This window comes from Nonomuraea sp. NPDC059194, from assembly GCF_042754765.1.
Taxonomy (GTDB): domain Bacteria; phylum Actinomycetota; class Actinomycetes; order Streptosporangiales; family Streptosporangiaceae; genus Nonomuraea.
Window position 1 is genome coordinate 117,183 of record NZ_JBHZBH010000009.1, and the last position, 22,795, is coordinate 139,977.

22 protein-coding genes are annotated in these 22,795 nt (G+C 72.0%); 6 read left to right on the top strand and 16 right to left on the bottom strand.

Features of this window, described 5'->3' with window-relative positions:
* The 5 genes from ACFXJ8_RS14645 to ACFXJ8_RS14665 all read right to left on the bottom strand — a co-directional run bounded on the left by ACFXJ8_RS14645 (position 1) and on the right by ACFXJ8_RS14665 (position 5,911).
* Positions 1–591 (bottom strand): ATP/GTP-binding protein, encoded by a 591-nt coding sequence (locus ACFXJ8_RS14645; protein WP_379644379.1) that lies wholly within the window; start codon positions 589–591, stop codon positions 1–3.
* Positions 572–931: a DUF742 domain-containing protein gene (locus ACFXJ8_RS14650; RefSeq protein ID WP_379644380.1), complete on the bottom strand. Its 360-nt coding sequence runs from the start codon at positions 929–931 to the stop codon at positions 572–574. Before ACFXJ8_RS14650 ends, ACFXJ8_RS14645 begins: the two co-directional genes overlap by 20 nt.
* On the bottom strand, positions 928–1,332 hold the full coding sequence (locus ACFXJ8_RS14655) for a roadblock/LC7 domain-containing protein (RefSeq protein ID WP_379644381.1): 405 nt from the start codon (positions 1,330–1,332) through the stop codon (positions 928–930). The genes ACFXJ8_RS14650 and ACFXJ8_RS14655 overlap by 4 nt, the downstream gene beginning before the upstream one ends.
* Complete coding sequence (locus ACFXJ8_RS14660; RefSeq protein ID WP_379644382.1) at positions 1,329–3,869, bottom strand: nitrate- and nitrite sensing domain-containing protein; 2,541 nt, start codon at positions 3,867–3,869, stop codon at positions 1,329–1,331. The genes ACFXJ8_RS14655 and ACFXJ8_RS14660 overlap by 4 nt, the downstream gene beginning before the upstream one ends.
* A gap of 161 nt (positions 3,870–4,030) precedes the next feature.
* Positions 4,031–5,911: a prenyltransferase/squalene oxidase repeat-containing protein gene (locus ACFXJ8_RS14665; protein ID WP_379644383.1), complete on the bottom strand. Its 1,881-nt coding sequence runs from the start codon at positions 5,909–5,911 to the stop codon at positions 4,031–4,033.
* A 342-nt stretch (positions 5,912–6,253) separates the two neighbouring features.
* On the opposite strand from ACFXJ8_RS14665, the gene ACFXJ8_RS14670 reads away from it, so the two are divergent.
* On the top strand, positions 6,254–7,273 hold the full coding sequence (locus tag ACFXJ8_RS14670) for a polyprenyl synthetase family protein (RefSeq protein WP_379644384.1): 1,020 nt from the start codon (positions 6,254–6,256) through the stop codon (positions 7,271–7,273).
* Positions 7,274–7,496: 223 nt separating this feature from the next.
* Here ACFXJ8_RS14670 and recQ read toward each other — a convergent pair whose 3' ends face one another.
* From recQ to ACFXJ8_RS14685, 3 genes are all read right to left on the bottom strand, one after another.
* The gene (gene recQ / locus ACFXJ8_RS14675; protein ID WP_379644385.1) at positions 7,497–9,329 is read right to left on the bottom strand and encodes a DNA helicase RecQ; all 1,833 of its coding nucleotides are present in this window, start codon (positions 9,327–9,329) and stop codon (positions 7,497–7,499) included.
* A gap of 78 nt (positions 9,330–9,407) precedes the next feature.
* A complete protein-coding gene (locus ACFXJ8_RS14680; RefSeq protein ID WP_379644386.1) occupies positions 9,408–9,983 on the bottom strand; it encodes a helix-turn-helix domain-containing protein in 576 nt (191 codons plus the stop codon).
* On the bottom strand, positions 9,980–10,678 hold the full coding sequence (locus ACFXJ8_RS14685) for a hypothetical protein (RefSeq protein WP_379644387.1): 699 nt from the start codon (positions 10,676–10,678) through the stop codon (positions 9,980–9,982). Before ACFXJ8_RS14685 ends, ACFXJ8_RS14680 begins: the two co-directional genes overlap by 4 nt.
* Positions 10,679–10,767: 89 nt before the next feature.
* Between ACFXJ8_RS14685 and ACFXJ8_RS14690 the strand changes: the two genes are divergently transcribed.
* On the top strand, positions 10,768–11,199 hold the full coding sequence (locus ACFXJ8_RS14690; RefSeq protein WP_379644388.1) for a VOC family protein: 432 nt from the start codon (positions 10,768–10,770) through the stop codon (positions 11,197–11,199).
* A gap of 33 nt (positions 11,200–11,232) precedes the next feature.
* Here the strand turns inward: ACFXJ8_RS14690 and ACFXJ8_RS14695 are convergent, their stop codons facing one another.
* Positions 11,233–12,054, bottom strand: a complete 822-nt coding sequence (locus ACFXJ8_RS14695) for a class I SAM-dependent methyltransferase (RefSeq protein WP_379644389.1) — start codon at positions 12,052–12,054, stop codon at positions 11,233–11,235.
* 56 nt (positions 12,055–12,110) lie between these two features.
* Between ACFXJ8_RS14695 and ACFXJ8_RS14700 the strand changes: the two genes are divergently transcribed.
* A complete protein-coding gene (locus tag ACFXJ8_RS14700) occupies positions 12,111–12,662 on the top strand; it encodes a DUF4291 domain-containing protein (RefSeq protein WP_379644390.1) in 552 nt (183 codons plus the stop codon).
* Here the strand turns inward: ACFXJ8_RS14700 and ACFXJ8_RS14705 are convergent.
* Both ACFXJ8_RS14705 and ACFXJ8_RS14710 read right to left on the bottom strand, forming a co-directional pair.
* Positions 12,640–13,794, bottom strand: coding sequence for an acyl-CoA dehydrogenase family protein (locus tag ACFXJ8_RS14705; protein ID WP_379644391.1), 1,155 nt, complete (start codon positions 13,792–13,794; stop codon positions 12,640–12,642). The genes ACFXJ8_RS14700 and ACFXJ8_RS14705 overlap by 23 nt on opposite strands.
* Positions 13,795–13,900: 106 nt before the next feature.
* Positions 13,901–15,010 carry a M24 family metallopeptidase gene (locus ACFXJ8_RS14710; RefSeq protein WP_379644392.1) on the bottom strand — a complete coding sequence of 370 codons (1,110 nt, stop codon included), beginning with the start codon at positions 15,008–15,010 and terminating at the stop codon, positions 13,901–13,903.
* 111 nt (positions 15,011–15,121) lie between these two features.
* On the opposite strand from ACFXJ8_RS14710, the gene ACFXJ8_RS14715 reads away from it, so the two are divergent.
* Positions 15,122–16,402: a PP2C family protein-serine/threonine phosphatase gene (locus tag ACFXJ8_RS14715; protein ID WP_379644393.1), complete on the top strand. Its 1,281-nt coding sequence runs from the start codon at positions 15,122–15,124 to the stop codon at positions 16,400–16,402.
* An 85-nt stretch (positions 16,403–16,487) separates the two neighbouring features.
* A complete protein-coding gene (locus ACFXJ8_RS14720) occupies positions 16,488–17,381 on the top strand; it encodes a 5'-3' exonuclease H3TH domain-containing protein (RefSeq protein WP_379644470.1) in 894 nt (297 codons plus the stop codon).
* Positions 17,382–17,464: 83 nt separating this feature from the next.
* Here the strand turns inward: ACFXJ8_RS14720 and ACFXJ8_RS14725 are convergent, their stop codons facing one another.
* Positions 17,465–18,481, bottom strand: a complete 1,017-nt coding sequence (locus tag ACFXJ8_RS14725) for a LacI family DNA-binding transcriptional regulator (protein ID WP_379644394.1) — start codon at positions 18,479–18,481, stop codon at positions 17,465–17,467.
* Between the two features lie 111 nt (positions 18,482–18,592).
* On the opposite strand from ACFXJ8_RS14725, the gene ACFXJ8_RS14730 reads away from it, so the two are divergent.
* Positions 18,593–20,020: an RNB domain-containing ribonuclease gene (locus tag ACFXJ8_RS14730; protein ID WP_379644395.1), complete on the top strand. Its 1,428-nt coding sequence runs from the start codon at positions 18,593–18,595 to the stop codon at positions 20,018–20,020.
* A 73-nt stretch (positions 20,021–20,093) separates the two neighbouring features.
* On the opposite strand, the gene ACFXJ8_RS14735 is transcribed toward ACFXJ8_RS14730, so the two are convergent.
* From ACFXJ8_RS14735 to ACFXJ8_RS14750, 4 genes are all read right to left on the bottom strand, one after another.
* Complete coding sequence (locus tag ACFXJ8_RS14735) at positions 20,094–20,264, bottom strand: hypothetical protein (protein WP_379644396.1); 171 nt, start codon at positions 20,262–20,264, stop codon at positions 20,094–20,096.
* A 233-nt stretch (positions 20,265–20,497) separates the two neighbouring features.
* The gene (locus tag ACFXJ8_RS14740; protein WP_379644397.1) at positions 20,498–20,746 is read right to left on the bottom strand and encodes a hypothetical protein; all 249 of its coding nucleotides are present in this window, start codon (positions 20,744–20,746) and stop codon (positions 20,498–20,500) included.
* A gap of 35 nt (positions 20,747–20,781) precedes the next feature.
* The gene (locus tag ACFXJ8_RS14745; RefSeq protein ID WP_379644398.1) at positions 20,782–21,261 is read right to left on the bottom strand and encodes a TIGR03618 family F420-dependent PPOX class oxidoreductase; all 480 of its coding nucleotides are present in this window, start codon (positions 21,259–21,261) and stop codon (positions 20,782–20,784) included.
* 50 nt (positions 21,262–21,311) lie between these two features.
* Complete coding sequence (locus ACFXJ8_RS14750; RefSeq protein WP_379644399.1) at positions 21,312–22,757, bottom strand: DHA2 family efflux MFS transporter permease subunit; 1,446 nt, start codon at positions 22,755–22,757, stop codon at positions 21,312–21,314.
* Positions 22,758–22,795: the final 38 nt, after the last annotated feature.

Sequence of the window (22,795 nt, forward strand, 5' to 3'; positions counted from 1 at the left end):
TCACGAGGTGGTCCCGACCGGGGCGCGCAGCTTCATCGCATGCTCGACCAGCGTGATCAGCACCTCGCGGCTGGAGTCGCGCTTGCGGGCGTCGCACAGCACCATCGGGATCGAGGCGTCGAGGCCGAGCGCCAGCCGTACCTCGGCCAGCTCGTAGACCGGCGAGCCCTCGAAGCAGTTGACCGCCACCACGAACGGCGTGCCGCGCCGCTCGAAGTAGTCGACGGACGGGAAGCAGTCGGCCAGGCGGCGGGTGTCGGCCAGGATGACCGCCCCGAGCGCGCCCAGCGCCAGCTCGTCCCACACGAACCAGAACCGCTCCTGCCCCGGCGTGCCGAACAGGTAGAGCATGTAGTCGTCGCCCATGGTGATGCGGCCGAAGTCCATGGCGACCGTCGTGGTGCGCTTGGCCTCCACGCCGAAGGTGTCGTCGACGCCCGCCGAGCGGTCGGTCATCGTCTCCTCGGTCCGCAGCGGCCTGGTCTCCGAGACCGAGCCGACCATGGTCGTCTTGCCCGCGCCGAACCCGCCGGCGATCAGGATCTTGATGGCGGTCGGCAGCCGCCGCCGCTCAGAGCGACCGAAGACCATCGAGCACCGCCCTGTACATGTTCTCGTCTTGCATGTCCACCTCGGGTCGGGGATCCTGCACGGTGACGAACCCCTGGTCGAACAGGTCGCCCAGCAGCACACGGATCGTGCCGGCGGGCAGGTCGAGGGTGGCGGCGAGCTCGGCCACCGACGTCGGCTCGCGGCAGAGCCTGGCGATCGACAGGTGCTCAGGGTCCAGGCCCGAGTCCGGGCCCGGCGGGTCGCCCACGGCCGCGGCCATCGAGATCAGGTCGAAGGAGCCCCTGACTGGTTCGGTACGGCCGCGCGTCACCACGTACGGCCTGACGATCTCGGGGTCGACCCACTCCTCCTGCGTCATCTGGCCGCCTCGCCACGCGCCGGAGAGGTGAGGTACTGGCCGACCCTGGCCACGAGCATGGCCATCTCGTAGGCGACCAGGCCGATGTCGGAGTCCTGCAGGCAGAGCACCGCCAGGCACGCCCCCTCGCCGGCGACGGTCACGATGAGGTAGCGGGATCGCCACTCCACGATCGTCTGGCGTACGGCTCCGCCGCCGACGTGCTCGCTGACGCCTCTTGCCAGGCTCTGCAGCCCCGAGGCGACGGCCGACAGGTGCTCCCCCTCTGTCCTGTCCAGGTCCCTCGACGAGGCCATCAACAGCCCGTCGGAGGAGAGCACGATCGCGTGCTCGACCTCCCTGAGACGGTCGGCCAGGTCGTCGAGAAGCCAGTTCAGATCGGTCGTATGGCCTGCTCTCACGCCTCTCCCTCGGTCAGCTTGGCCGCCTGCGTCCTGCCCAGGCGGGTACCCGACTGGAACGAGCCCATGATCGCGCGGATCTCCTCGGGCGAGCGTTCGTCTTGTTCGTGCTCATGCGGCGAAGCGGCCTGCTCGGCGGTGAGCCCTGGCGCCAGGTTGGCCTGGGGCACGCGGAACGGCAGGCCGGACGGCGTGAACGCCGGCTCAGGCACCTCAGGCGCAACCCCTTCCAGCGAACCCACGGACAGCACCCGCGCCGGTTCGGGCGCCGCAGGCACCGGCTCCGCGACCGCAGGGTCTTCCAGCGGGCACGCGACTCGCGCGGCCTCAAGGCGCGCGGGGTCTGAGACCACGGGCGTGTGGTCTTCCGGCGGGCTCGCGGCTCGCTCGAGCGCGGGCTCAGGGGGTGTGGGGTCGGGGGCTCGCCTGGCGGGCAGGAGGGGCCTCGGAGCCCGCGCGATCGGCTGCCCGGCCGTCTGGACGGGTCGCGGCGCGGTGACCCTGCCGGCGAGCGGGCCGTTCGGCGCGGACCTGGGTGCGGGGATGCCCGGCAAGGGCGCGTCCTCGCGCTCCTTACGCCCGAAGTCTTCGAGCACCGCGAACCCGAGGTCGTCCCCCTGCCCGCTGTTCTCCAACCCGGCATCCTCCGGCCCGGGCTCGAGGCCGATCAGCTGCAGCGGGACCAGCACCACGACCGTGACCCCGCCGTACGGCGAGGCTCGCAGCCGCACCCTGACGTCATGCCGCTCGGCTAGCCTGGCGACCACGTAGAGCCCGAGCCGCGCCGTACCGGAGAGCCCGAACGCGGACGGCTCGGCGATGCGCCTGTTGGCCGCCTCCAGGTCCTCCCGCGTCATGCCGAGGCCGCGGTCCTCGATCTCGATCTCGTAGCCGCTGACGACCATCTGCCCCCTGACCTGCACCGTGGCGTAGGGCGGCGAGAAGGACACGGCGTTCTCGATCAGCTCGGCCAGCAGGTGGACGACGTCGCCCACGGCCTTGCCCGCCAGCGTCACCTCGCCCATGGGCCGCAGCTGGACGCGGGTGAAGTCCTCGACCTCGGCCAGCGCGCCGCGCACCACGTCGAGCATGGGCACGGACCTGAGCCAGGTACGGCCAGGCGAGGAGCCCGACAGGACGATCAGGTTCTCGGCGTTGCGCCGCATGCGGGTGGCCAGGTGGTCGAGCCTGAACAGGTCGCGCAGTTCCTCCGGCTTGTGCTCCCTGCGCTCCATCTCGTCGAGGACGGTCAGCTGCCTGTGCACCAGGCCTTGCGTCCTGCGGGCCAGGTTGAGCAGGATCTCGCCGATGCCGCGGCGCAGCTCCGCCTGCTCGACCGCCATCGTGACCGTGCTCTCCTGGACCGTGGTGACTGCCCGACCGATCTCACCGACGTCGCCGATCTCCCCGATCTGGCCGATCGCGCTGAGCTGGCCGCTCTGGTCGTCGCCGAACGTCAGGGGCGGCGCCTCTACGGCGGGGTCGGCCTCCTCGCTACGGCCGATGCGTTCGACGCCGGGCAGCCGCCGCTCCGGCTGCTCGTGCGCGGCCTCGCGCGGCTTCGTGAGCTGGGCCCGGACGGCTCTGGCCGTACTGACCGACAGCACGATCGAGGCGATGACCGCGACCAGGCCGACCCCGCCCACCAGCGCGAGCCTGACGATCACAGCGCGCGCGACGGGGGTGGCCCGCTCGACGAGGCCGGCGCGGGCCTGCCGCACGTTCGCGTCGAGCCCTGCGAGCACCGGCTCGATGCTGGAGCGCCAGTTCCCTGAGCCGACCGGAGCGCTCCCCTGGATGAGCTGGTCCTCGAGCCGGCCGAGGCGGGTGAAGGCGGTGGCGGCGACGAGGTCGTAGCCACGCCGGTCGGCGTCGGGCAGTACGGCCGCGGCCTCGGCGCGGGCGAAGCGCTGGGCGCCGACGAGCTGCGCGAACTGTCCGCGCTCTACGACGCTCAGCCCGCCCGCGGCCAGCGCGCCGGCGGCGAACGCGTCCTCCTGGGCGATGAGCTCGACGGCCCTGCGCAGTTCGACGAGGGTGCCGGCGTCCCTGGCCGTCTGCTGGTCGTCGAGGGTGGCCAGCGCGTCGTAGGCCCGGTGCAACGTATCGATGACGCCGGTGTAGGCGCCGAAGGCGCGGGCACGGTCGAGGTGGCCGGTGTCGAGGGCCGCGCGGGCCTCCTGCAGCCCTTCGAGGCGGGCGAACACCTGCTCCAGGCGCAGGTCGAGGGCGTCGGAGGCGGCGAACGCGACGCTCGGGGAGCCCGCCCGCCCGACGAAGGCGGTCGCGGCTGCGTCGGTCCTGCCGCGCTGGGCGCGCAGCGCCTGCTCCCCCGCGCTCCCGCCGTCGCCCAGGTGGGTGAGCGACAACCGGCGCTCGCGCTGGAGCTCGACCAGCAGGGGGTCACCGGAGGCGACGACGGCGCCGTCGAGTGTGGCGGCCCAGAGCAGGTTCGCGCCCTCGCGGAGGGTCACCCAGGCGGCGAAGGCCCAGACAGCTGCCAGGGAGAGGAGGAGGGCGGCTACCTTGGTCCGCAATCGCGAATTACGCCAGCGCATATGCACACCCGGGGAAGATATTCGCTAAAGGGCAATCAGGTACCCAGCGCCCCAACACTCCGGACACCCTAGCAACGCCGCATACTTCACTCAAGCCTTCAACTATCTACATAAATCACAATTGTCGGATTTAATAGCATTTAGCGGCGCAGGACGGCCAGTCTCGGGTCGCCTTCGGCCACGTGGAGGGCGGCCAGCGCCGCCGCCCTGACCACCGCCTGCGGCGTGTAGAGGTCCTTGTCGATCCAGAGCGCGGGCTGGTCGTCGAGGTCGGCATCGCGCAGGAACACGTAGCCCGCGGCCGCCGCCTCGGGAAGGCGCGGATCGTCGGCGGCGGAGGTCTGCAGCAGGACCTGCAGCGCGTAGGCGGTCTCCTCGGGGCTGCCCTGCCACCTCCCCCACGAGCCGTCCGGCTGCTGGGTGTCGAGCACCCACGCCGCCGCCGCGCGGACCGCGTCCGTGGCCGCCGGCCCGCCGTACTCGTCGAGGGCCAGCGCGCAGGCCGCGGTCGCATAGTACGGCGAGGCGTGCCAGCGGTCCTCCCAGCAACCGTCAGCACGCTGCCTGTCCTGCAGCCATTGCGCCAGCCGTGCCATCACCGGGCGATAACGGTCCCCGGCCTCGGGATGGCAGTCCACATATTTCCCGAAAGCGTCAAGCACGTGGGCGTTGACGCTCAGCGAACGGCCGTCCTCGCCCTGCCAGGTGCAGAAGTGGGCGCCCGTGTCGAAGGCGAGCAGGCTGCCCGGCTCGTACGGCGCGCCGAGCAGAGCCAGCGCGTACAGGGCGACCGAGGTCGTGTCGGCGTCGGCCGGCAGGCCCACGCCCGCGGGGGTGCCCGAGGGACCGATGGCCGCCCGCAGGTCGGCGACCATCTCCGGCGGGACGTCCAGCTCGATGCCCGCCCTGGCCAGCCAGCTCAGCACCCAGCCGCGCTCGAAGACCGTGATCGGCAACCCGACCGGGACCGGGCCCCCGTGCCTCCTGGCGACCGCCTCCAGATGCCGCACGGCCACCATGCCACCCCCGGTCATGGACCCGAGGTCACCAGCCATGGACCCAGGGTCGGCAGACGCGGGCCCCGGATCGCCGGACAGGAGGCCGCCCCCGGTGGCCCCGGTCGCCGCGGTAGCCCCGCTCGCCGCGCTAGCCCCAGTCGCCATGGTCCCCCCGGCGGCCCCGATCGCTCCGGTCGCCCTTGGATCCTCAAGCACCACGGCGCCTGTCGCCCCGCCGGGACCAGTCCCACCCGTCCCGGTGAATCCGATCGGCATGGTAGGCCCCGTGAGCGCCGCGGACCCCGTGAGCGCCGCGGACCCCGTGAGCGCCGCGGACCCCGTGAGCACGGTCGCCCCGGCGCTCGCGGTGGACCCGGCGCTCGGAGTAGACGCGGTGGGAGCGGGGACGGTGGCGGCGAGCCAGGCGGCGGTGGCGGCGGGAGAGGCGCCGATCGTGCCGATCACGGTGGGCTGGACGTGCGCGCCCCGCGCCGCCGGTCCCACGATCTCCAGCGCGTGCAGCAGCTTCTCCGGCAGCTCGGCGCCCGAGGCCGCCCAGCCCCGCACCGCCTCCAGCCGCTCGTGGTCCATCCCGAACGGCAGCGGCAGCGGCTCGCCCGTCCCGTCCAGGTGCTCGTTGATCAGCGAGACGAGGGAAGGCACGATGAGCTCGATGGCCGGCAGATCGGGCAGGTCGGCCGCGGCGCGCAGCCGTACCTGAAGGGCCTGCACTCCGCGCTCGACGGCGGCGGACAGGTCGGGGCGGGACGAACGGCGGCGCTCGGACAGCAGCGCCTCGACCGCGCTGAGCGTGGGCACCAGGTCGTAGCCGTCGCGCCCGCCCCAGGTGCCGCCGGACCGCTGGGTACGCAGCAGGTAGGCCACCCGCTCGTCGTGGCCCGCCAGCCAGGGGGTGAGCGTGACCAGGCGACCGGTCTCGTAGACGGAGGCGGTCATCTGTCCCCATGGCCTGGCCATGAGCCCGTCGACCAGTTCACGCGCCGCGAAGGCGATGTTGCTCACAACTCTCCCCAGATATCCGAGATGCCGAAGCGGCCGAGGTGGTGTTCGAGGGTGCGCGAGCGCGTGACGGCCCGCGACGCGGCGGCGCTCAGCATGAGCCTCGGCCACCCCGGGACGGTGAGGTCGAGGGCGAAGACTGTGTCATAAGCTGGTACAAACCTGGAGATATCCACCGTGTAGAGGACATAATCACCAAGTCGCGCGCCGGGCGGGCGGTCGACATTTACTCCTACTTCGCAATCTTCGTAATGGTTCGCGTGGAGTATCACATGATCGCCCGTTACTGATCAAGGTTGGAGATCGATGGCAACGCATGGCATCCCGCCCGTCGTCGGAGGACCGATGGCTGACCTCGTGCTTCCTGCCGACACCCTGTCCCGGTGCCGTGAGCTCCTCCAACCCGCGATGCGCGCGGCGGTGGCCGATCTCCACCCGTGGGGCGAGCGAATGGCCGCCTTCTCCCTGGGCTGGTCCGACGTCGACGGCACCCCGATCGACGGCGACGCGGGCAAGGGGCTGCGCCCCGCGCTGGCGATGCTGTGCGCGCAGGCGGCGGGCGGCACGCTCGAGACAGCCGTGCCCGGCGCCGTCGCGGTGGAACTCGTGCACGCCTTCTCACTCGTCCACGACGACATCATCGACAGCGACGAGCGCCGCAGGCACAAGCCCGCCGTGTGGAAGGCCTACGGCGTGGGGCCTGCGATCCTGGCCGGAGACGCGCTGCTGGCGCTGGCGATCAGGTCGGCGGCGACCGGTCCGCACGCCGCGGCCGCCACGGGACACCTGTCGTCCGCGCTGGTACGGCTCGTGCACGGCCAGACGCAGGACATGGCGTTCGAGGAACGACCGTGGACCGGCCCCGGCGCGGTGAGCGTGCAGGAGTACACCGGCATGGCCGCCGACAAGACCGGCTCACTGCTGGCCTGCGCCGCCGCCCTCGGCGTCACACTGGCGGGCGCGCCGGAACCGCTGGCCGCGCGGGCGCACGACATGGGCCGTGAGCTGGGCCTGGCCTTCCAGATGGTGGACGACGTGCTCGGCATCTGGGGCGACCCCTCCCACACCGGCAAGCCCGTCTTCAGCGACCTGCGCCGCAGGAAGAAGACACTGCCGGTGCTGGCCGCGCTCGCCTCCGACGCCGCGGCCGGCCGCGAGCTGTCGGCGCTGCTGGCCTGCGGCGCCGACGACGAGGAGTCGGTACGGCTGGCCGCCGACCTCATCGAGGCGGCCGGAGGCAGGACCACCACCCTCGCCATGGCGGCCGACCATGCCGCCCGCGCGCTCGACATCCTCGACCGGGCCTTCCCCGAAGCCGGCGAGCTGCGAGCGCTGTTCACCTCCCTCATGGACCGCACCCGCTGAGACCCGCCAGCCGCCGCAGGGGACCGACCACCGTGTCCCCTGCGCGTCGGTCCCCGCGCCCGCACTTCGCCGCACCGGGTCGCCCCCTGGAGCGGCCCGCCCGCCTCCGCGCCGAAGTCCACTTCCGAAGTCCATCCGAGCACGAAGGCCACCGAACCCCAAGGCCACCCGCGGCCGAAGCCACGCAGGGTCCGAAGCCACTCGGGCGCGAAGATCCCGAAGGTCACTCGGCCTCGGCCAGGGCGGCGAGGACCTGCTCGCCGTACTTGGCCAGCTTGCTCTCCCCCACCCCCGAGACCTCCGACAGCTCCGCCAGCGACCCGGGACGCCGCGCGGCGATCTCCCGCAGCGTGGCGTCGTGGAAGATGACGTAGGCGGGCACACCCTGCTCCTTGGCCGTCGCCCCGCGCCACGCGCGCAGCAGCTCGAACAGCGGCTGCGCCTCGGCGGGCAGCTCGGCGACGTCCGCCTGGCGGGCGGACTTGGCCGGCCTGTCGGCCTTCCTGGCCACCGGGTCGTGGCGCAGCATCACCTGCCGCTCACCACGCAGCACCGGCGCGGCCGCCTCGGTGAGGGCCAGGGTGCCGTAGTCGCCCTCGACGGCCAGCATCCCGAGCGCCAGCGACTGCCGCACCACCCCGCGCCACTGCGTCTCGCTCAGCTCGGTGCCGATGCCGAACACCGTCAGCGACGCGTGGTCGAACTGCAGCACCTTGTCGGTCTTCTTGCCGAGCAGGATGTCGATCAACTGCCCCGCCCCGAAGCGCTGGCCGCGCTCGCGCTGCAGCCGTAGCACGGTCGACAGCAGTTTCTGGGCCGCGACCGTGCCGTCCCAGGTCTGCGGCGGGGTCAGGCAGGTGTCGCAGTTGCCGCACGGCGCACCCTCCTGCCCGAAGTAGGCCAGCAGGCGCAACCTGCGGCACTCGGCCGTCTCACACAGCGCGAGCATGGCGTCGAGGTGCCCGGACTGCCTCCGCCGGTGGGCGTCGTCGCCCTCGGAGGTGTCGATCATGCGGCGCTGCTGCACGACATCCTGCAGGCCGTAGGCGAGCCACGCGGTGGCCGGCTGCCCGTCGCGCCCCGCCCTGCCGGTCTCCTGGTAGTAGCCCTCGACGGACTTGGGCAGGTCGAGGTGGGCGACGAAGCGGACGTCAGGCTTGTCGATGCCCATGCCGAACGCGATCGTCGCCACCATGACCATGCCGTCTTCGCGCAGGAAGCGGGCCTGGTGGGCGGCGCGGGTGCGGGCGTCGAGCCCCGCGTGGTACGGCAGCGCGCCCACGCCGTTCTCCTGCAGGAACGCGGCGACCTTCTCCACCGAGGCGCGCGAGAGGCAGTAGACGATGCCGGCGTCCCCGTCGTGCTCGGCGCGGATCAGCCGCAGCAACTGGCGCTTCGGCTCGTTCTTCGGCTCGATCCGGTACTGGATGTTGGGGCGGTCGAAGCTGGCCACGAAGTGACGCGCCCGCTCCAGGCCGAGCCTGGTGGTGATCTCCTTGTGCGTCTCGGGGGTGGCGGTCGCCGTCAGCGCGATGCGCGGCACGTCGGGCCAGCGCTCGTGCAGCGTGGACAGCGCGAGGTAGTCGGGCCTGAAGTCGTGGCCCCACTGCGCCACACAGTGGGCCTCGTCGATCGCGAACAGCGAGATGGAGCCCGCGGCCAGCAGCCGCAGCGTCTGCTCCGAGCGCAGTCGCTCGGGCGCGAGGTAGAGCAGGTCGAGCTCGCCCGCCACGAACGCCTGCTCGACCGCGGCCCGCTCCTGCTGCTCCTGCGTGGAGTTGAGGAACCCGGCCCTGACGCCCGCCGCGGTCAGCGCGTCGACCTGGTCCTGCATGAGCGCGATCAGCGGGGAGACGACCACGCCCGTGCCCTGCCGTACCAGAGCGGGGATCTGGTAGCACAGTGACTTGCCGCCACCGGTCGGCATGAGCACCAGCGCGTCGCCGCCGGCGACGACGTGGTCGATGATCTCCTGCTGCCCCTCCCTGAAGGAGTCGTAGCCGAAGACGCGCCGCAGCACGTCGGTTGCCTGGGGACCGCGCTCGGGGGAAGTCACCGGGCCACTCTAGGAGAGGTCGCCGACGAAAACGGCCGGGCGAGCCGGGTGCGCGACGCCTGGCGCTCCAGGCGGCCGTCAGCCGATGGCGGGCGAGGCGATGACGACCGTCACGTCGGCGGGAGTGTCATCGGTCTGGTAGCGGTGCGGGGCGTCTCCCGCGAAGGCCAGCAGGTCACCCGCCCCGAGCGGGCGCAGGTCGTCGGCCGGGCCCGCCATGAGCCGCCCCGAGGCGACCAGGAGGTGCTCGGTCGTGCCAGGGGCGTGGGGCACCCCGTCGACGCAGGTGTGCGGGGGCAGGCGCAGCCGCCACAGCTCCAGGCTGTGGCCGCCGCTGATCCGGCGCAGCAGTTCCCTGGTCGGCCCGTCCGCCGCGGCGGCGGTGGCCGGCAGGTGCAGGGTGCCGTGGCCGCCCTCGCGCGTCAGCAGGTCGGTGAGCGGGATCGCGAGGGCGACGGCGATGGCGTCGAGGGTGTCGATGGTGGGATTGCCGGTGCCCGCCTCCAACTGCGACAGCGTGGCCTTGCTCAGCCCCGTCCGTCTGGCCAGCTCGGCCTGGCTCATCCCGCGTTGCAGGCGGCGGCGCTGGACCTGCGCGCCGGCCGCGGCGGCGGCGCCGCTGGCCGGTCGCCTGTCCCTGTCGGCGGTGCTCATCCGCGCGGCCTGTGGGAGGCGGTGTAGGAGACCTTGACGCGGCCCTTCTTCACCTTCACCCCGGAGATCGTCACCTCGGCCAGGTCACCGAGGCTGCGCACGTGTGTCCCGCCGCAGGGGGCGGCGTGCACGTCGCCGAGCCGTACGATGCGCAGGCCCGCGGCGTCGTGGTCCGCGGTGACCGGCAGGTCGTCGGCCACCATCGCGGCCACGAACGCGCTCAGCCGGTCGGCGGCCTTGTCCCTGTCCTCGGGATCGGACAGGTCCACGCCCTCCTCGGGAGGGGTGAACTCGATGCGGGCCTGGCCGGGGAAGTGGATGCTTCCGGCCAGGGCCCATCCCTCGGTACGGCCCGCCGCCTCGACGAGGTGCCCCGCGGTGTGCAGGGCGGCGTGCAGCAGGCGCAGGCCGGCGTCGACGCGCGCCTGGACGACGTCGCCCTCGGCGAGCCCCGCCAGCCCGTCGCCCTCGCGGGCCCGCACCATCACCAGCCCGCTCGCGGCGTCCCTGAACGGGACGACCTCCGCCTCCCCCAGCCATCCACGGTCGGCGGGCTGGCCGCCGCCCTGGGGATGGAAGATGTTGCGCCGCACCGCGATCCACGCGTCCCCGCCGTCCTGCCGTGCCACGTGCGCGACGGGCGTGGAGACCTCCGTGAGGTAGGTGTCGTGAAGGTAGTCGCTATACTGAACCACACGTTGATTATATCACACGCGTAGTGTCAACGTTCCGACATCCGGGTTCCGGGTGCTGTGCCCGGGCCCGCGTTCAGGAAGGCGGACCCGTGACCGTTCTCGACTCCCCGATCCCGCGATTCCACCTGGCCGTGCCGGTCGACGACCTGGCCGCCGCGCGCCGCTTCTACGGCGAGGTGCTCGGGCTTGAGCAGGGCCGCAGCGCCGACACCTGGGTGGACTGGAACCTGCACGGCCACCAGTTCGTCACGCATCTGGCGCCGGGAGGCGCCCAGCGGATCCACAACCCGGTCGACGGCCATGACGTCCCGGTGCCGCACTTCGGCCTGATCCTGACGATCCCGGAGTTCCACCGGCTCGCCGACCGGCTGCGCGCGGCGGACATCGCGTTCGTCATCGAACCGTATGTACGCTTCGAGGGGCAGACCGGCGAGCAGTGGACGATGTTCCTGCTCGACCCGGCGGGCAACGCCCTGGAGTTCAAGGCGTTCGCCGACGACTCCCAGGTCTTCGCCGCCTGACGCGGCGCGGGCGCGGAACACCCACGGCCAGGTCTAGAAGCGGAACCGCAGGATCTTGCCCACGTCGCGCAGGCCGGGGATCCGCGCGACCACCCACAGCTGCGCCCTGCCCGCCATCGGCAGCCGGTCCACGCCCGGCATGTCGACGCTGCGCAGCGCGTCCGTGCACACCAGCCCGTCGTGCCACCCCTCGATCATCCGCGGGTCGTCCACCCCCCAGTACAGCCGCGCGCCCGTCCTCCTCAGCGTGGGCACGAGCTTCTGCATCCTGATCCCCGCCGTCCCGTACACGTCGAACAGCAGCTCCCCGGAGGGGAACCGCCCCGTGATCCGCTCGATGAGCCGCCGGCCGTCCTCAGGACGCAGATACATCGTCAGCCCCTCGAACACCGCCACCGTGGGCCGGTCGGCGGGAACCCGCTCCAGCCACCCCTCCTCCGTCACCGAGGCCGCCAGTTGCGTGTAGTCGCCGTCCGGCGTCGGCAGCAGCCGCTCGCGCAACGCGATCACCTCGGGGAAGTCCACGTCCACCCACCTGACCGTGGCGGGCCTGGCGACCCGGTGCGCCCTGGTGTCGAGGCCGCACGCCAGGTGCAGCACGGTCGCCGAGGAGTGCGCCGCGAGGAACTGCCGGAGCCACTCGTCGAGCTGCCTGGCCCGCAGCGCGACGCCCGCGGCGGTGGTCGCGGTCATGCCGGTCCTGCGGAAGTCGTAGTCGATGCGCCGCACCGCGTCGACGGCCTGGTCGTCGCCCAGGACCGGGCGGCGGGAGCGGGCGTCGAGCGCCCTGCCGTACAGGGTGGCGAGCAGGGTCTCCTGGGCGCCGGTGAGGGTGACCCTCTCACGATGGTCCATGCTTGCGACGGTAATCCCGTTGCCGGGACTGTGCGGGGTTCGGCACGCTGATCGCCATGAACGTCCCCTATCGGCAGATCCGAGCCGTTTACACCGAGGAGTCCATCACCGTCTACCAGGCCTACGACCCGGCCATCGCCGCTCCCGCGGTGGCGGCGCAGCGGTTCGTCCCTCCGTTCAAGCGCGAGCGGATGACCTGGATCAAGCCATCGTTCCTGTGGATGATGTACCGCTGCGGCTACGCCACCAAGCAGGGGCAGGGCCGCGTGCTGGCGATCGAGCTGACCCGCGAGGGGTTCGAGTGGGCGCTGGCGCACTCCTGCCTGTCGGACCGGCGGGACATGCCGGTGCGTGTCCAGTGGGATCCCGAGCGCGACCCGCACCACAACGCGCTGCCGTACCGGTCGATCCAGATCGGCCTGTCGGGTGAGGCCGTCACCCGCTACGTCGGCGAGTGGACGATGTCGATCACCGATGTGACCGAGCGGGTCCGCGGCCTGCACGCGGCGCTGCGCGCGGGCCGCGACCTGCCCCCTCTGCTGCCGGCCGAACGGCCCTACCCGGTGCCGAAGGAGCTGGCGCAGGTCATCGGCGCGACTCAGGAGTGAGGGCGCGGCTGATGACCAGGCGCTGGATCTGGTTGGTGCCCTCCACGATCTGCAGGACCTTGGCCTCGCGCATGTAGCGCTCGACGGGGAAGTCCTCGACGTAGCCGTAGCCGCCGAGCACCTGCACCGCGTCGGTGGTCACTTTCATGCACATGTCGGTGGCGAACAGCTTGGCCATGGCCGCCTTCGTCCCGTACGGTCTGCCCGCGTCGCGCAGCCGGGCGGCCTCCAGGTAGAGCGCCCGGGCGGCGGCGATCTGGGTGGCCATGTCGGCCAGCATGAAGCCGATGCCCTGGAAGTCGATGATGCGCGAGCCGAACTGGCGCCGGTCGCCCGCGTAGGCGATGGCTGCGTCGAAGGCGGCCTGGGCCACGCCGACCGCGCACGCCGCGATGCCGAGCCGTCCGCCGTCGAGCGCGGCCATGGCGATGCGGAAGCCCTCACCGTCGGCGCCGACGAGCGCGGAGTGCGGCAGCCGTACCGAATCGAAGCGGACCTGCGCCGTCGGAGACGAACGCATGCCCATCTTGTGCTCGGGCGGGCCGTAGGAGAGCCCGTCGAGCCCGGACGGCACGCGCAGGCAGGAGATGCCGCGGGCGCCCTTGTCGCCGGTGCGGGCCATGAGCATGTAGAAGTCGGCGACGCCGCCGTGGGTGATCCACGCCTTGACGCCGTCGACGGTGTAGCCGTCGGGGCCCGGCACCGCGCGGGTGGTCAGCGCGGCCGCGTCGGAGCCCGAGGAGGGCTCGGACAGGCAGTAGGCGCCGAGCAGCTCGCCGCCGACCATGTCGGGCAGCAGCTCCTCCCGCTGCTGCGGCGAGCCGAAGGAGGCCACGGGAAAGCACGACAGCGTGTGCACCGACACACCGAGGCCGACGGCCAGCCATCCGGCCGCCAGCTCCTCGACCACCTGCAGATAGACCTCGTACGGCTGGTCGCCCCCGCCGTAGTCCGAGGGGTAGGGCAGGCCGAGCAGGCCGGTCGCGCCGAGGGTGGTGAACACCTCGCGGGGAAAACGCCCTGCCGACTCGTCGGCCGCCGCGCGGGGCGCGATCTCCTTGGCGATCAGGTCTCGGGTCAGGTCGATCAGGTCGTGCGCCTCGGGGGTGGGCAGGGCACGCTCAACGGTCATCGCGACACGCTCCAGTGATGGGCTCGGGGTCTCCGATGTCCCGATTCTGTCATCGCGGGCGGCGGCGTCGACCGGCCGGGCGGGCGGGGCCCGCCCGGCGGGCCCGTCAGACGATCACGAGCTCTCGCGTGGTGTTGTTGAGCCGCGCCCCGCCGTCCTCGGTGCACACGACGATGTCCTCGATGCGCGCCCCGTGCCGCCCCTGCAGGTAGATGCCGGGCTCGACGGAGAAGGCGAAGCCCGCCTCCATCGGCTCGGTGTTGCCGGAGACGATGTACGGCTCCTCGTGCGTCTCGATGCCGATCCCGTGGCCGGTCCGGTGGATGAAGTGCTCGCCGTACCCGGCCTCCTCGATCACCGACCTGGCGGCGGCGTCGATCGACTCGCAGGTCACGCCGGGCCGTACGGCGGCGCACGCCGCGTCCTGCGCCCGCCGCAGCACCTCGTAGTAGGCGGAGAAGTCGGCGGGCGGCTCGCCGACGCAGTAGGTGCGGGTGGAGTCGGAGCAGTAGCCGTTGTGCAGCTGGCCGCCGATGTCGACGACCACCGGCTCGCCCGCCTGGATGACCCGGTCGGAGACCTCATGGTGCGGGCTGGCCCCGTTGGGCCCCGAGGCGACGATGACGAAGTCGACGGTGGAGTGGCCGGCGGCCAGGATCGCGTCGTGGATGTCCTTGCCGACCTCCCGCTCCGTGCGGCCCGCCTTGAGCAAGCCCGGCACCTGCCGGTGCACGGCGTCGATCGCCTCCCCCGCCTCACGCAGCGCGGCCACCTCGACGGCCGACTTGCGCATGCGCAGCTCGCGCAGCACCGTGCCGGCCAGCACCTGCTCGGTGGAGGGCATGGCGGCGCGGAAACGCAGCGAGGCCATCGCCCACATCCGGTCGGCGAGCCCGACCTTGGCGACCCGGCCGAGGCGCGAGGCGACGACGGCGTAGGGGTCGTCGGTCTCGTCCCATGCCACGAAGTCGAGGCCGAGGCGCGAGGCGGGCGAGGCCTGCGCGGCGGGAAGCTCCAGGCGCGGCACCATCATGAACGACTCGCCGTTGGCGGGCACCACCAGGCAGGTCAGCCGCTCCAGCGGAAGCGCCTCGTAGCCGCTCACGTAGCGCAGGTCGGGGCCGGGGGTGAGCACCAGCGCGTCGAGGCCGGCCTTGGCGGTGGCCTCCTGGACGGCGGCGAGGCGGGACACGGGGTAAAGGTCTTGGGACGTCACGGGGCCAATCTACCGTCGCCGCATTCCATGAAAAGCTCTCACAACTCGCAAGCCATCACTACACTCCGTTCAAGGACGATCACATACTGTGGGGCGATTATGGTCGGTGTCGTGGGCGGTCCTCAGCCTCCCCTTCACTCCCCTGGCGACCGGCGGCCCGGCGAGCCGATGGCGGCAGGTGAGCTCCTGCGGCAGCTCGCCGACCAGCTCCAGCGGCGCGAGTCGGCCGACGCCCTCGCCGTCCGGCTCGCCCACGCCCAGCGGCTGGGAAACATGGGCTGGGCCGAGTGGGACCTGCGCACCGGCGCGGCGACCTGGTCCGACCACATCTACGTCATCTTCGGCAGGGACCCCGCCCAGGGGCCCGTCAGCCTGCCCGACCTGGCCGCCTACATCGAGCCCGCCGACCTGGCCGCGCTCGACCAGCTGCTGTGGACTGTCGTGCAGGGCATCGAACCGGTCCAGGCGGAGTTCAGAATCAGGCGCGGCGCCGAGCTCCGCAACCTGCGCGTGGTGCTGGAGCCGCTCACCGGCCCCGGCGGGCCCACCGGCGTCCACGGGGTCGTCCAGGACATCACGGGGCGGCGCAGGGCCGAACGCATCATGACCGAGTCGCGCCGCCAGCTCCTCGAGGCCCGCGAGCGGGCCGCCGAGGAGCGGCACGTGATGATCGCGCTGCGCGAGGCGATCCTGCCCGAGCCCGTCGGCTGCCTCGACCTGCCGCAGGCGCGCGTGGCCGTCCGCTACGTGCCCGCCGGCAACTCCGCGAACCTGGGCGGCGACTGGTTCGAGGCGGCGGGGATGCCCGACGGCAGGGTACTGCTGGCCATCGGCGACGTCTCGGGACACGGCCTGCCCGCCATCGAGCACATGGCCCAGCTCCGCCACGCGCTCATCGGGCTCAGCATGACCGGGCAGCCCGCCGACCAGCTGCTGCACTGGCTCAACGAGCTGGTGCTGCACCGCCTGGCCGACACGACGGCGACCGCGGTGATCGGCCATCTCGACACCGCCACGAACGTGTTCACCTGGGGCCAGGCGGGCCACTTCGCGCCCATCCTGGTGCGTGACGGTACGGCAGAGCAGCTCGACGCGCCGCGCGGGGTGCTGCTGGGGGCGACGGGCGGGCAGGCCTACGAGCTGGCCCGCATCGAGTTGCGGCCCGACGATCTGCTGCTGCTGTTCACCGACGGGCTGGTGGAGCGGCGCACCCGCGATCTGGACGAGGGGCTGGCCCTCGTGGTGGCGGCGGCGCGCGAGCTGCCCGCCTACGACCTCGACGCCGGTCTCGACCGGCTGCTGGCCGGCATCGGCGGCTCCAACCCCGAGGACGACGCCTGCCTGCTCGCCGTCGGCATCGTGGGACGGGGGGCTGAGGGAGTGCGACCATAGGCCGGAGCAACGAGCAGCCCTCGAGAGCGGCAGCTCGCGTAACCAGCGAGAGGGCGTCGGGAGTGCGACCATAGGACGCGTGCTGATGCTTCTTGACACCCCGTCGCTCTACTTCAGGGCCTTCTACGGCATCCCAGAGTCGATGACGGCGCCCGACGGCATGCCCGTCAACGCCGTGCGCGGCCTCATCGACATGATCGCCACGCTGGTCCGCAAGCACTCGCCCGCCGAGCTGGTCGCCACCATGGACGCCGACTGGCGGCCCGCCTTCAGGGTGGCCGCCATCCCCACCTACAAGGCGCACCGGGTCGCCTACGGTGACACCGAGGAGGTTCCCGACACGCTGGTGCCGCAGATCCCCGTCATCGAGCAGGTGCTCGACGCGGTCGGCATCGCCAGGATCGAGGCGGCGGGCTACGAGGCCGACGACGTCATCGGCACCCTCACCCACCGGGCGGGCGGCGCCGTCGACATCGTGACCGGCGACCGGGACCTGTTCCAGCTCGTCGACGACTCCCGTCCGGTCCGCGTCCTCTACACCGTCAGGGGGATACGCAACCTGCAGGTGGTCGACGAGGCGTTCGTGACGGCCAAGTACGGCATCCCCGGCCGCGGCTACGCCGACTTCGCCACCCTGCGCGGCGACCCCAGCGACGGCCTGCCTGGCGTCGCCGGCGTCGGCGAGAAGACGGCGGCGGCGCTGATCACCAGGTTCGGCTCGCTGGAGGCGATCCTGGCCGCGCTCGACGCCGGCCAGACCGACGGGTTCCCCGCGGGGTGCCGCACCAAGCTAGCCGCCGCCCGCGACTACCTCACCGTCGCCCCCGCGGTGGTGAAGGTCGCCGACTCCGCGCCGCTGCCGGCCTGCGACCTCGCGCTGCCCGCCAAGCCGCGCGACCCCGAGGAGCTGGTACGGCTGGCCGACCGCTACGGGCTCGACGGGCCGCTCAACCGCCTCCTGGACGCCCTGTCCCGCTGATCCGAAGCCGCGCCGCGAACATCGCCAACGCGGCGCCTCCAGCCGTACCCCACTCGGGCGGCGGGAGGACATGCTAAAACGGTTCAGCTCCGCGCCGACGTGCTCTCCCGCACTGCCAGCCTGGGTGTCGGCGTCTTGACGTTCAGCGGGGCGGCGGGGTCGGCGATCGTCTCCAGCAGCGTGTCGGCGACCTGCCTGCCCAGCGCGAACGTGTCGCGCGAGAGCGCGGTGAGCGTGGGATGCACGATCCTGGCCAGCACCGAGTCGTCGAAGGCCACGATCGACACCTCCTCGGGCACCGGCACGCGCATCTCGGCCGCGACGCCGAGCCCCGCCACCGCCATGACGTCGCTGTCGTAGATGATCGCCGTGGGCCGTTCGCGCCGCGACAGCAGCGTCCTGGTGGCCGCCGCCCCCTGCGCGTCGCTGAAGTCGGTCGGCACGGAGACGACCTCCTCCAGGCCGAGCCGGCGCGCCGAGTCGCGCAGCGCCCTGATCCTGCGCTGGGTGTGGCGGAAGGCGGGCAGCCCGGCCACGTGCGCGATCCTGGTATGGCCGAGCGCGCTCAGGTAGTCGGCGATCGACAGCATCGCCTCCCTGTCGTCGGCCCACACGCACGACAGCGACCCGTGCGGCCCAGGCCCGCCGAGCACCACGGCGGGCACGCCGAGCTCGCCGAGCACCTCGATCCGCGGGTCGCGCACCTGCAGGTCGACCAGGATGAACCCGTCGACGCGCCCCTCGGAGGCCCAGCGCCGGTAGATCTCGATCTCGGCCGCGGTGTCCTCCACGACCAGCAGGTGCAGCGCCACCGCGCCCGCCGACAGCCCCGCCTGCAGGCCGGAGAGCAGGTGGGCGAAGAAGGGCTCCACCCCGATGGTCCTGGCCGGCCTGGCGATGACGAGCCCTGCGGCCTCGGCCCGCGCGCCGCCGAGCGCCCTGGCGGCGCTGTGCGGGCGCCAGTTCATCTCCTCGGCCACCCGCAGGATGCGCGCCCTGGTCTCCTCGCTGACGCCTGGCCTGCCGTTGAGCGCGAAGGAGACCGCGCCCTTGGACACCCCCACCCTGCGGGCGATGTCGGCAATCGTCGGTCGCCCCACGGCTCCCCTTCCTCTCGCCCGGAGTCTAGCGAGACCGGCGCCCGCAGGCCCTGGAACGGTTTAGCGAGCTCCCGGAGTGACGATCAAGACATCAAGGGATAAGTTGATCAGATGAGCACGAACATCCGAGTGTCCGGAGATGTCCACCCGCGCATGGCGGACGGATTCGAGCGGATCAGGCGCGAGATCAAGCTGCCGAAGGAGTTCCCCGAGGCCGCTCTGGCCGAGGCCGCGCGCGTGGCCGACGACCCGGTTCTCGCGGCCAGGCAGGACCTCACCGACCTGCCGTTCGTGACCATCGACCCACCGGGCTCGATGGACCTGGACCAGGCCGTCTTCATCGAGGCCGTGGGCACCGGCTATCGCGTGTGGTACGCCATCGCCGATGTCGGCGCGTTCGTCAGGCCCGGCGGCGCGCTCGACGCCGAGGCCCGCCTGCGCGGCGAGACGGTCTACCTGCCCGACGGCAAGGTGCCGCTGCACCCGCAGGTGCTGTCGGAGGGCGCCGCCAGCCTGCTTCCCGGCGTCACCAGGCCCGCCGCCGTGTGGCGGATCGACCTGGACGCCGAGGCGAACGCCGTGGGCGTGGACGTGCGGCGGTCGCTGGTGCGCAGCCGCGAACGGCTCGACTATGACTACGTGCAGGCCGCCGTCGACACCGGCACCGCCGACGGCACGCTGAGGCTGCTGGCCGAGGTGGGCCGCCTGCGCCTGGACCTGGAGCGCGCCCGCGGCGGCGTCTCGCTGCCCACCCCCGAGCAGGAGGTCGTCGCCGACGACGGCGGCTACCGCCTGGAGTACCGGGCCCCGGTGCCGTCGGAGGCGTGGAACGCGCAGATCTCCCTGCTGACCGGCATGTGCGCGGCCGCGATGATGCTGGACGCCCGGATCGGCGTGCTGCGCGTGCTGCCGCCGCCGCAGCCCCGTGATCTGGCCACGGTCCGCAGGGCCGCCCTCGCGCTCGGCGTGCCGTGGCCGGAGGGCGCCTCCTACGGCGACGTCGTGCACGACCTCGACCCCGCGGTGCCCGCACACGCCGCCTTCCTCAACGAGTCGAAGATCCTGCTGCGCGGTTCCGGCTACGTCGCCTTCGACGGCGAGGTGCCCCGCCCGGCCGAGCATTCGGCGGTGGCGGCGCCGTACGCGCACGTCACCGCGCCGCTGCGGCGCCTGGTCGACCGCTACGCGACCGAGGTGTGCCTGGCGGTCGCCGCGGACAAGCCCGTGCCCGACGACATCCAGGTGGCGCTGGCAGGACTGCCCGAGATCATGTCGACCACGGGCCGCCGCGCGAACGCGGTCGAGCGGGCCTCCATCGACCTGGTGGAGGCGTTTGTGCTGCGCGACAGGATCGGGCAGAGTTTCGACGCGGTCGTGCTCGACATCGACGAGCGCCGCCCCGGCGGACTGGTCCAGCTGACCGACCCCGCCGTGATCGCCCGCTGCGACGGCTCCGCGCTGCCGCTCGGCCAACCGGTGAAGGTCCGCCTCACCAAGGCCGACCCGCAGACCCGCGAGGTCCGCTTCACCGCTCTTTGAGAGCTTGGGAGACGGGAGAGCCGCGCGCGGGGCCGGGGGATGATCCCGCGCGCGGCCCGGTTCGGGGTGCGACTCACTTCTTGAGCGGGCTCCAGCCGGCGCCGACGCCCATGAGGTGAAGGGCGACGCAGAGCAGGCCGGCGGTGCCGAGGGTGGCGACGGTGACCACGCCGCCGACCGCCACACCGGCGATCTCGAACACGAGGGCGAGCACGAACAGCAGGGCAGCGATGAGAGCGAACATCCCAACCTCCAGGCGGGGGATACCTTCCGACATGGGGATTTCCGCTATGATCACCCGGAAAACTGGCCCGAAGGTTACCTTAAGTGAACCTACGACCCCGTCACCTTGACCGCCCGGTCAGCCCTCTGAATATGGATCTGGTACGGCCAGGCCGGGTCGAGGCCACCGGGGTCACCGGTGGCCGTCTGTCCATCACGCGTGCTCCAGCAGGACTTCGGCGGGCCGCCGTCACGTCAGGGTCGTTCGACGGTCGCTTCGGTTCCGGGGGTCAGAGTGTGGCGGAACGGAAACGTACGTTGTACGAGCAGGATGCCGATCGGTCCTGATGGGTCGTGGTCGAGGCTGGCGTACAGGCCGGGTACCGAGTAGGAGAACCAGGCGCCGAAGCCGAGCGCGGCGATGATCTGGGCGGCGAGGGCCAGTACGAACAGGCCGACCGCGGCCCAGGTACCCGCGACCGAAGCTGATGAACTCGCGGCCACGAACTCTGCGATTGGGGCACCACATCCGCCCGGCCCTATCCCTCGGTGGGGATGTCCAGGGCTGTGCCGTACAGGCGTGAGACTCGCAGTCTGATCACTACGCGACGTTCGTTCACCAATTGCCGGAGGAAGGCGGCCTCCTCCGCCGGGTCTTCGAAGCCTGGGGTGAGCGCCAGCAGTTCCCTGCCGGTCGCGTCTCCTGACTCCGTGGTCACCTCTGACACCTCCGCATCGCCCTCGGCGACGGCGAACGACCAGATGTCTGGCCCGTTCACGTGCAGGGACAGGTGGGGGTTGTTGCGTACGTGACGCACCTTGAGCCGGTCGTTCGTGGTGGAGATCCGGACGATCCGCTCGACGGGATCCCAGTGGTAGAGGACGGTGGACAGATGGGGGTGGCCGCTGCGCTTGACGGTGGCCAGCACGCCGAACTGCTGGTCGCCGAGCAGGCGGGTGAGTTCCTCATCGGTGAGGATCCGCGGCGCGGGGCCGGAGCCCGTCTCGTTCTCGGTCATGTGAATCGGTCCTTGTCTGTGCTGGTGGTCTGTGCTGGTTGAGACGGTGGTCAGGCTGCCGGGCTGAGCTGGGCCGCAGGGTGGGCGGCGGCGTCCGGCTTGGGCTGGCGCAGTATGAGGAGCGCGACGGTGAAGGCGGCCACGAGCAGGGCTGCGGCGATGGCGAAGGCCACGTGGTAGCCGCCGGTCAGCGCGGTCGTCTGACCCTGGCCTGCGGCCAGCAACTGCTCGGTGCGGGTGGCGGCCAGAGTGGACAGGACGGCGACGCCGAAGGCCATGCCGATCTGCTGGGTGGTGTTGAACAGCCCGGAGGCCAGGCCCGCATCGTCGGCTTTGGCGCCGGACATGCCGAGCGCGGTCAGTGCGGGGAGCACCAAACCGCCGCCTGCGATGAGCAGCATCACCGGGAGCAGATCGGTGACGTAGTGGGCCTGCACCGGGATGCGCGCCAGCCAGCCCATCGCCCCGAGCAGCAGCACCAGGCCTGCCAGCAGGACGGCGCGCTCCCCGAAGCGGGTGTTGAGCCGGGCCGAGACGAACAGGGACACCCCGCCGATGGCCAGCGCCGCGGGCAGCATCGCCAGGCCGGTCTCGAGCGCGCCGTAGCCGAGAACCTTCTGCATGTAGAGCGCGACGAGGATCTGGAAGGCGAACATGGCCGACAGCGTGAGGATCTGCACCAGGTTGGCGCCGGACACGTTGCGGGAGCGGAAGATCCGCAGCTGCATCAGCGGCACCTTGGCGGTTGCCTGGCGCAGGACGAACGCGGCCAGCAGGGCGAGCGACACCGCGCCGAGGCCGAGGGTGTGGGCCGCGAGCCAGCCGTACTGCTCGACCTTGACCACGGTGTAGATGCCCAGCATCAGCCCGCCGGTGACCAGCACGGCACCGATGACGTCGGCGCCGCGCGCGAGTCCGGCCCCGCGGTCGCCGGGCAGTGCCCAGATCGCCAGGGCGATCGTGGCCAGCCCGATGGGCAGGTTGATGAAGAAGATCCAGTGCCAGCTGAGCAGGTCGGTCAGGACCCCGCCCAGGACCTGGCCGATCGAGGCGCCGGCCGCGCCGGTGAAGCTGAAGATGCCGATCGCCTTCGCGCGCTCTTTGGCCCCGGTGAACAACGTCACCAAGATGCCCAGCATGACGGCGGAGGCCATGGCGCTGCCGACGCCCTGCAGGAACCGGGCCGTGATCAGCATGCCCGGCCCGGTTGCCGCTGCGGCCAGCAATGACGCTGCGGTGAAGACCGTGTTCCCGGCAAGGAACATGACTTTGCGGCCGATCAGGTCGCCCAGCCTGCCGGTCAGCAGAAGCAACCCGCCGAAGGCGATCAGGTACGCGTTGACGGTCCAGCTGAGCCCGGCGGGCGAGAAACCCAGATCCCGCTGGATGGCCGGCATCGCCACGGTCACGATGCTGCCGTCCAGGATCGTCATCAGCATCGCGGCCGACAGCACGGTGAGTGCCAGCCAGCGCGATCGAGGTGCGGTAGGTGACATGGGCTTTCTCCTGCTCCATAGAGGGACAGGAGAGACCA

What these genes read in the sequence shown, in the direction of transcription:
- ACFXJ8_RS14645 (WP_379644379.1), bottom strand. Translation starts at nt 591, where the DNA reads ATGGTCTTCGGTCGCTCTGAGCGGCGGCGGCTGCCGACCGCCATCAAG.
- ACFXJ8_RS14650 (WP_379644380.1), bottom strand. Translation starts at nt 931, where the DNA reads ATGACGCAGGAGGAGTGGGTCGACCCCGAGATCGTCAGGCCGTACGTG.
- ACFXJ8_RS14670 (WP_379644384.1), top strand. Translation starts at nt 6,254, where the DNA reads ATGGCTGACCTCGTGCTTCCTGCCGACACCCTGTCCCGGTGCCGTGAG.
- ACFXJ8_RS14680 (WP_379644386.1), bottom strand. Translation starts at nt 9,983, where the DNA reads ATGAGCACCGCCGACAGGGACAGGCGACCGGCCAGCGGCGCCGCCGCC.
- ACFXJ8_RS14695 (WP_379644389.1), bottom strand. Translation starts at nt 12,054, where the DNA reads ATGGACCATCGTGAGAGGGTCACCCTCACCGGCGCCCAGGAGACCCTG.
- ACFXJ8_RS14700 (WP_379644390.1), top strand. Translation starts at nt 12,111, where the DNA reads ATGAACGTCCCCTATCGGCAGATCCGAGCCGTTTACACCGAGGAGTCC.
- ACFXJ8_RS14705 (WP_379644391.1), bottom strand. Translation starts at nt 13,794, where the DNA reads ATGACCGTTGAGCGTGCCCTGCCCACCCCCGAGGCGCACGACCTGATC.
- ACFXJ8_RS14720 (WP_379644470.1), top strand. Translation starts at nt 16,488, where the DNA reads ATGCTTCTTGACACCCCGTCGCTCTACTTCAGGGCCTTCTACGGCATC.
- ACFXJ8_RS14730 (WP_379644395.1), top strand. Translation starts at nt 18,593, where the DNA reads ATGAGCACGAACATCCGAGTGTCCGGAGATGTCCACCCGCGCATGGCG.
- ACFXJ8_RS14735 (WP_379644396.1), bottom strand. Translation starts at nt 20,264, where the DNA reads ATGTTCGCTCTCATCGCTGCCCTGCTGTTCGTGCTCGCCCTCGTGTTC.
- ACFXJ8_RS14745 (WP_379644398.1), bottom strand. Translation starts at nt 21,261, where the DNA reads ATGACCGAGAACGAGACGGGCTCCGGCCCCGCGCCGCGGATCCTCACC.
- ACFXJ8_RS14750 (WP_379644399.1), bottom strand. Translation starts at nt 22,757, where the DNA reads ATGTCACCTACCGCACCTCGATCGCGCTGGCTGGCACTCACCGTGCTG.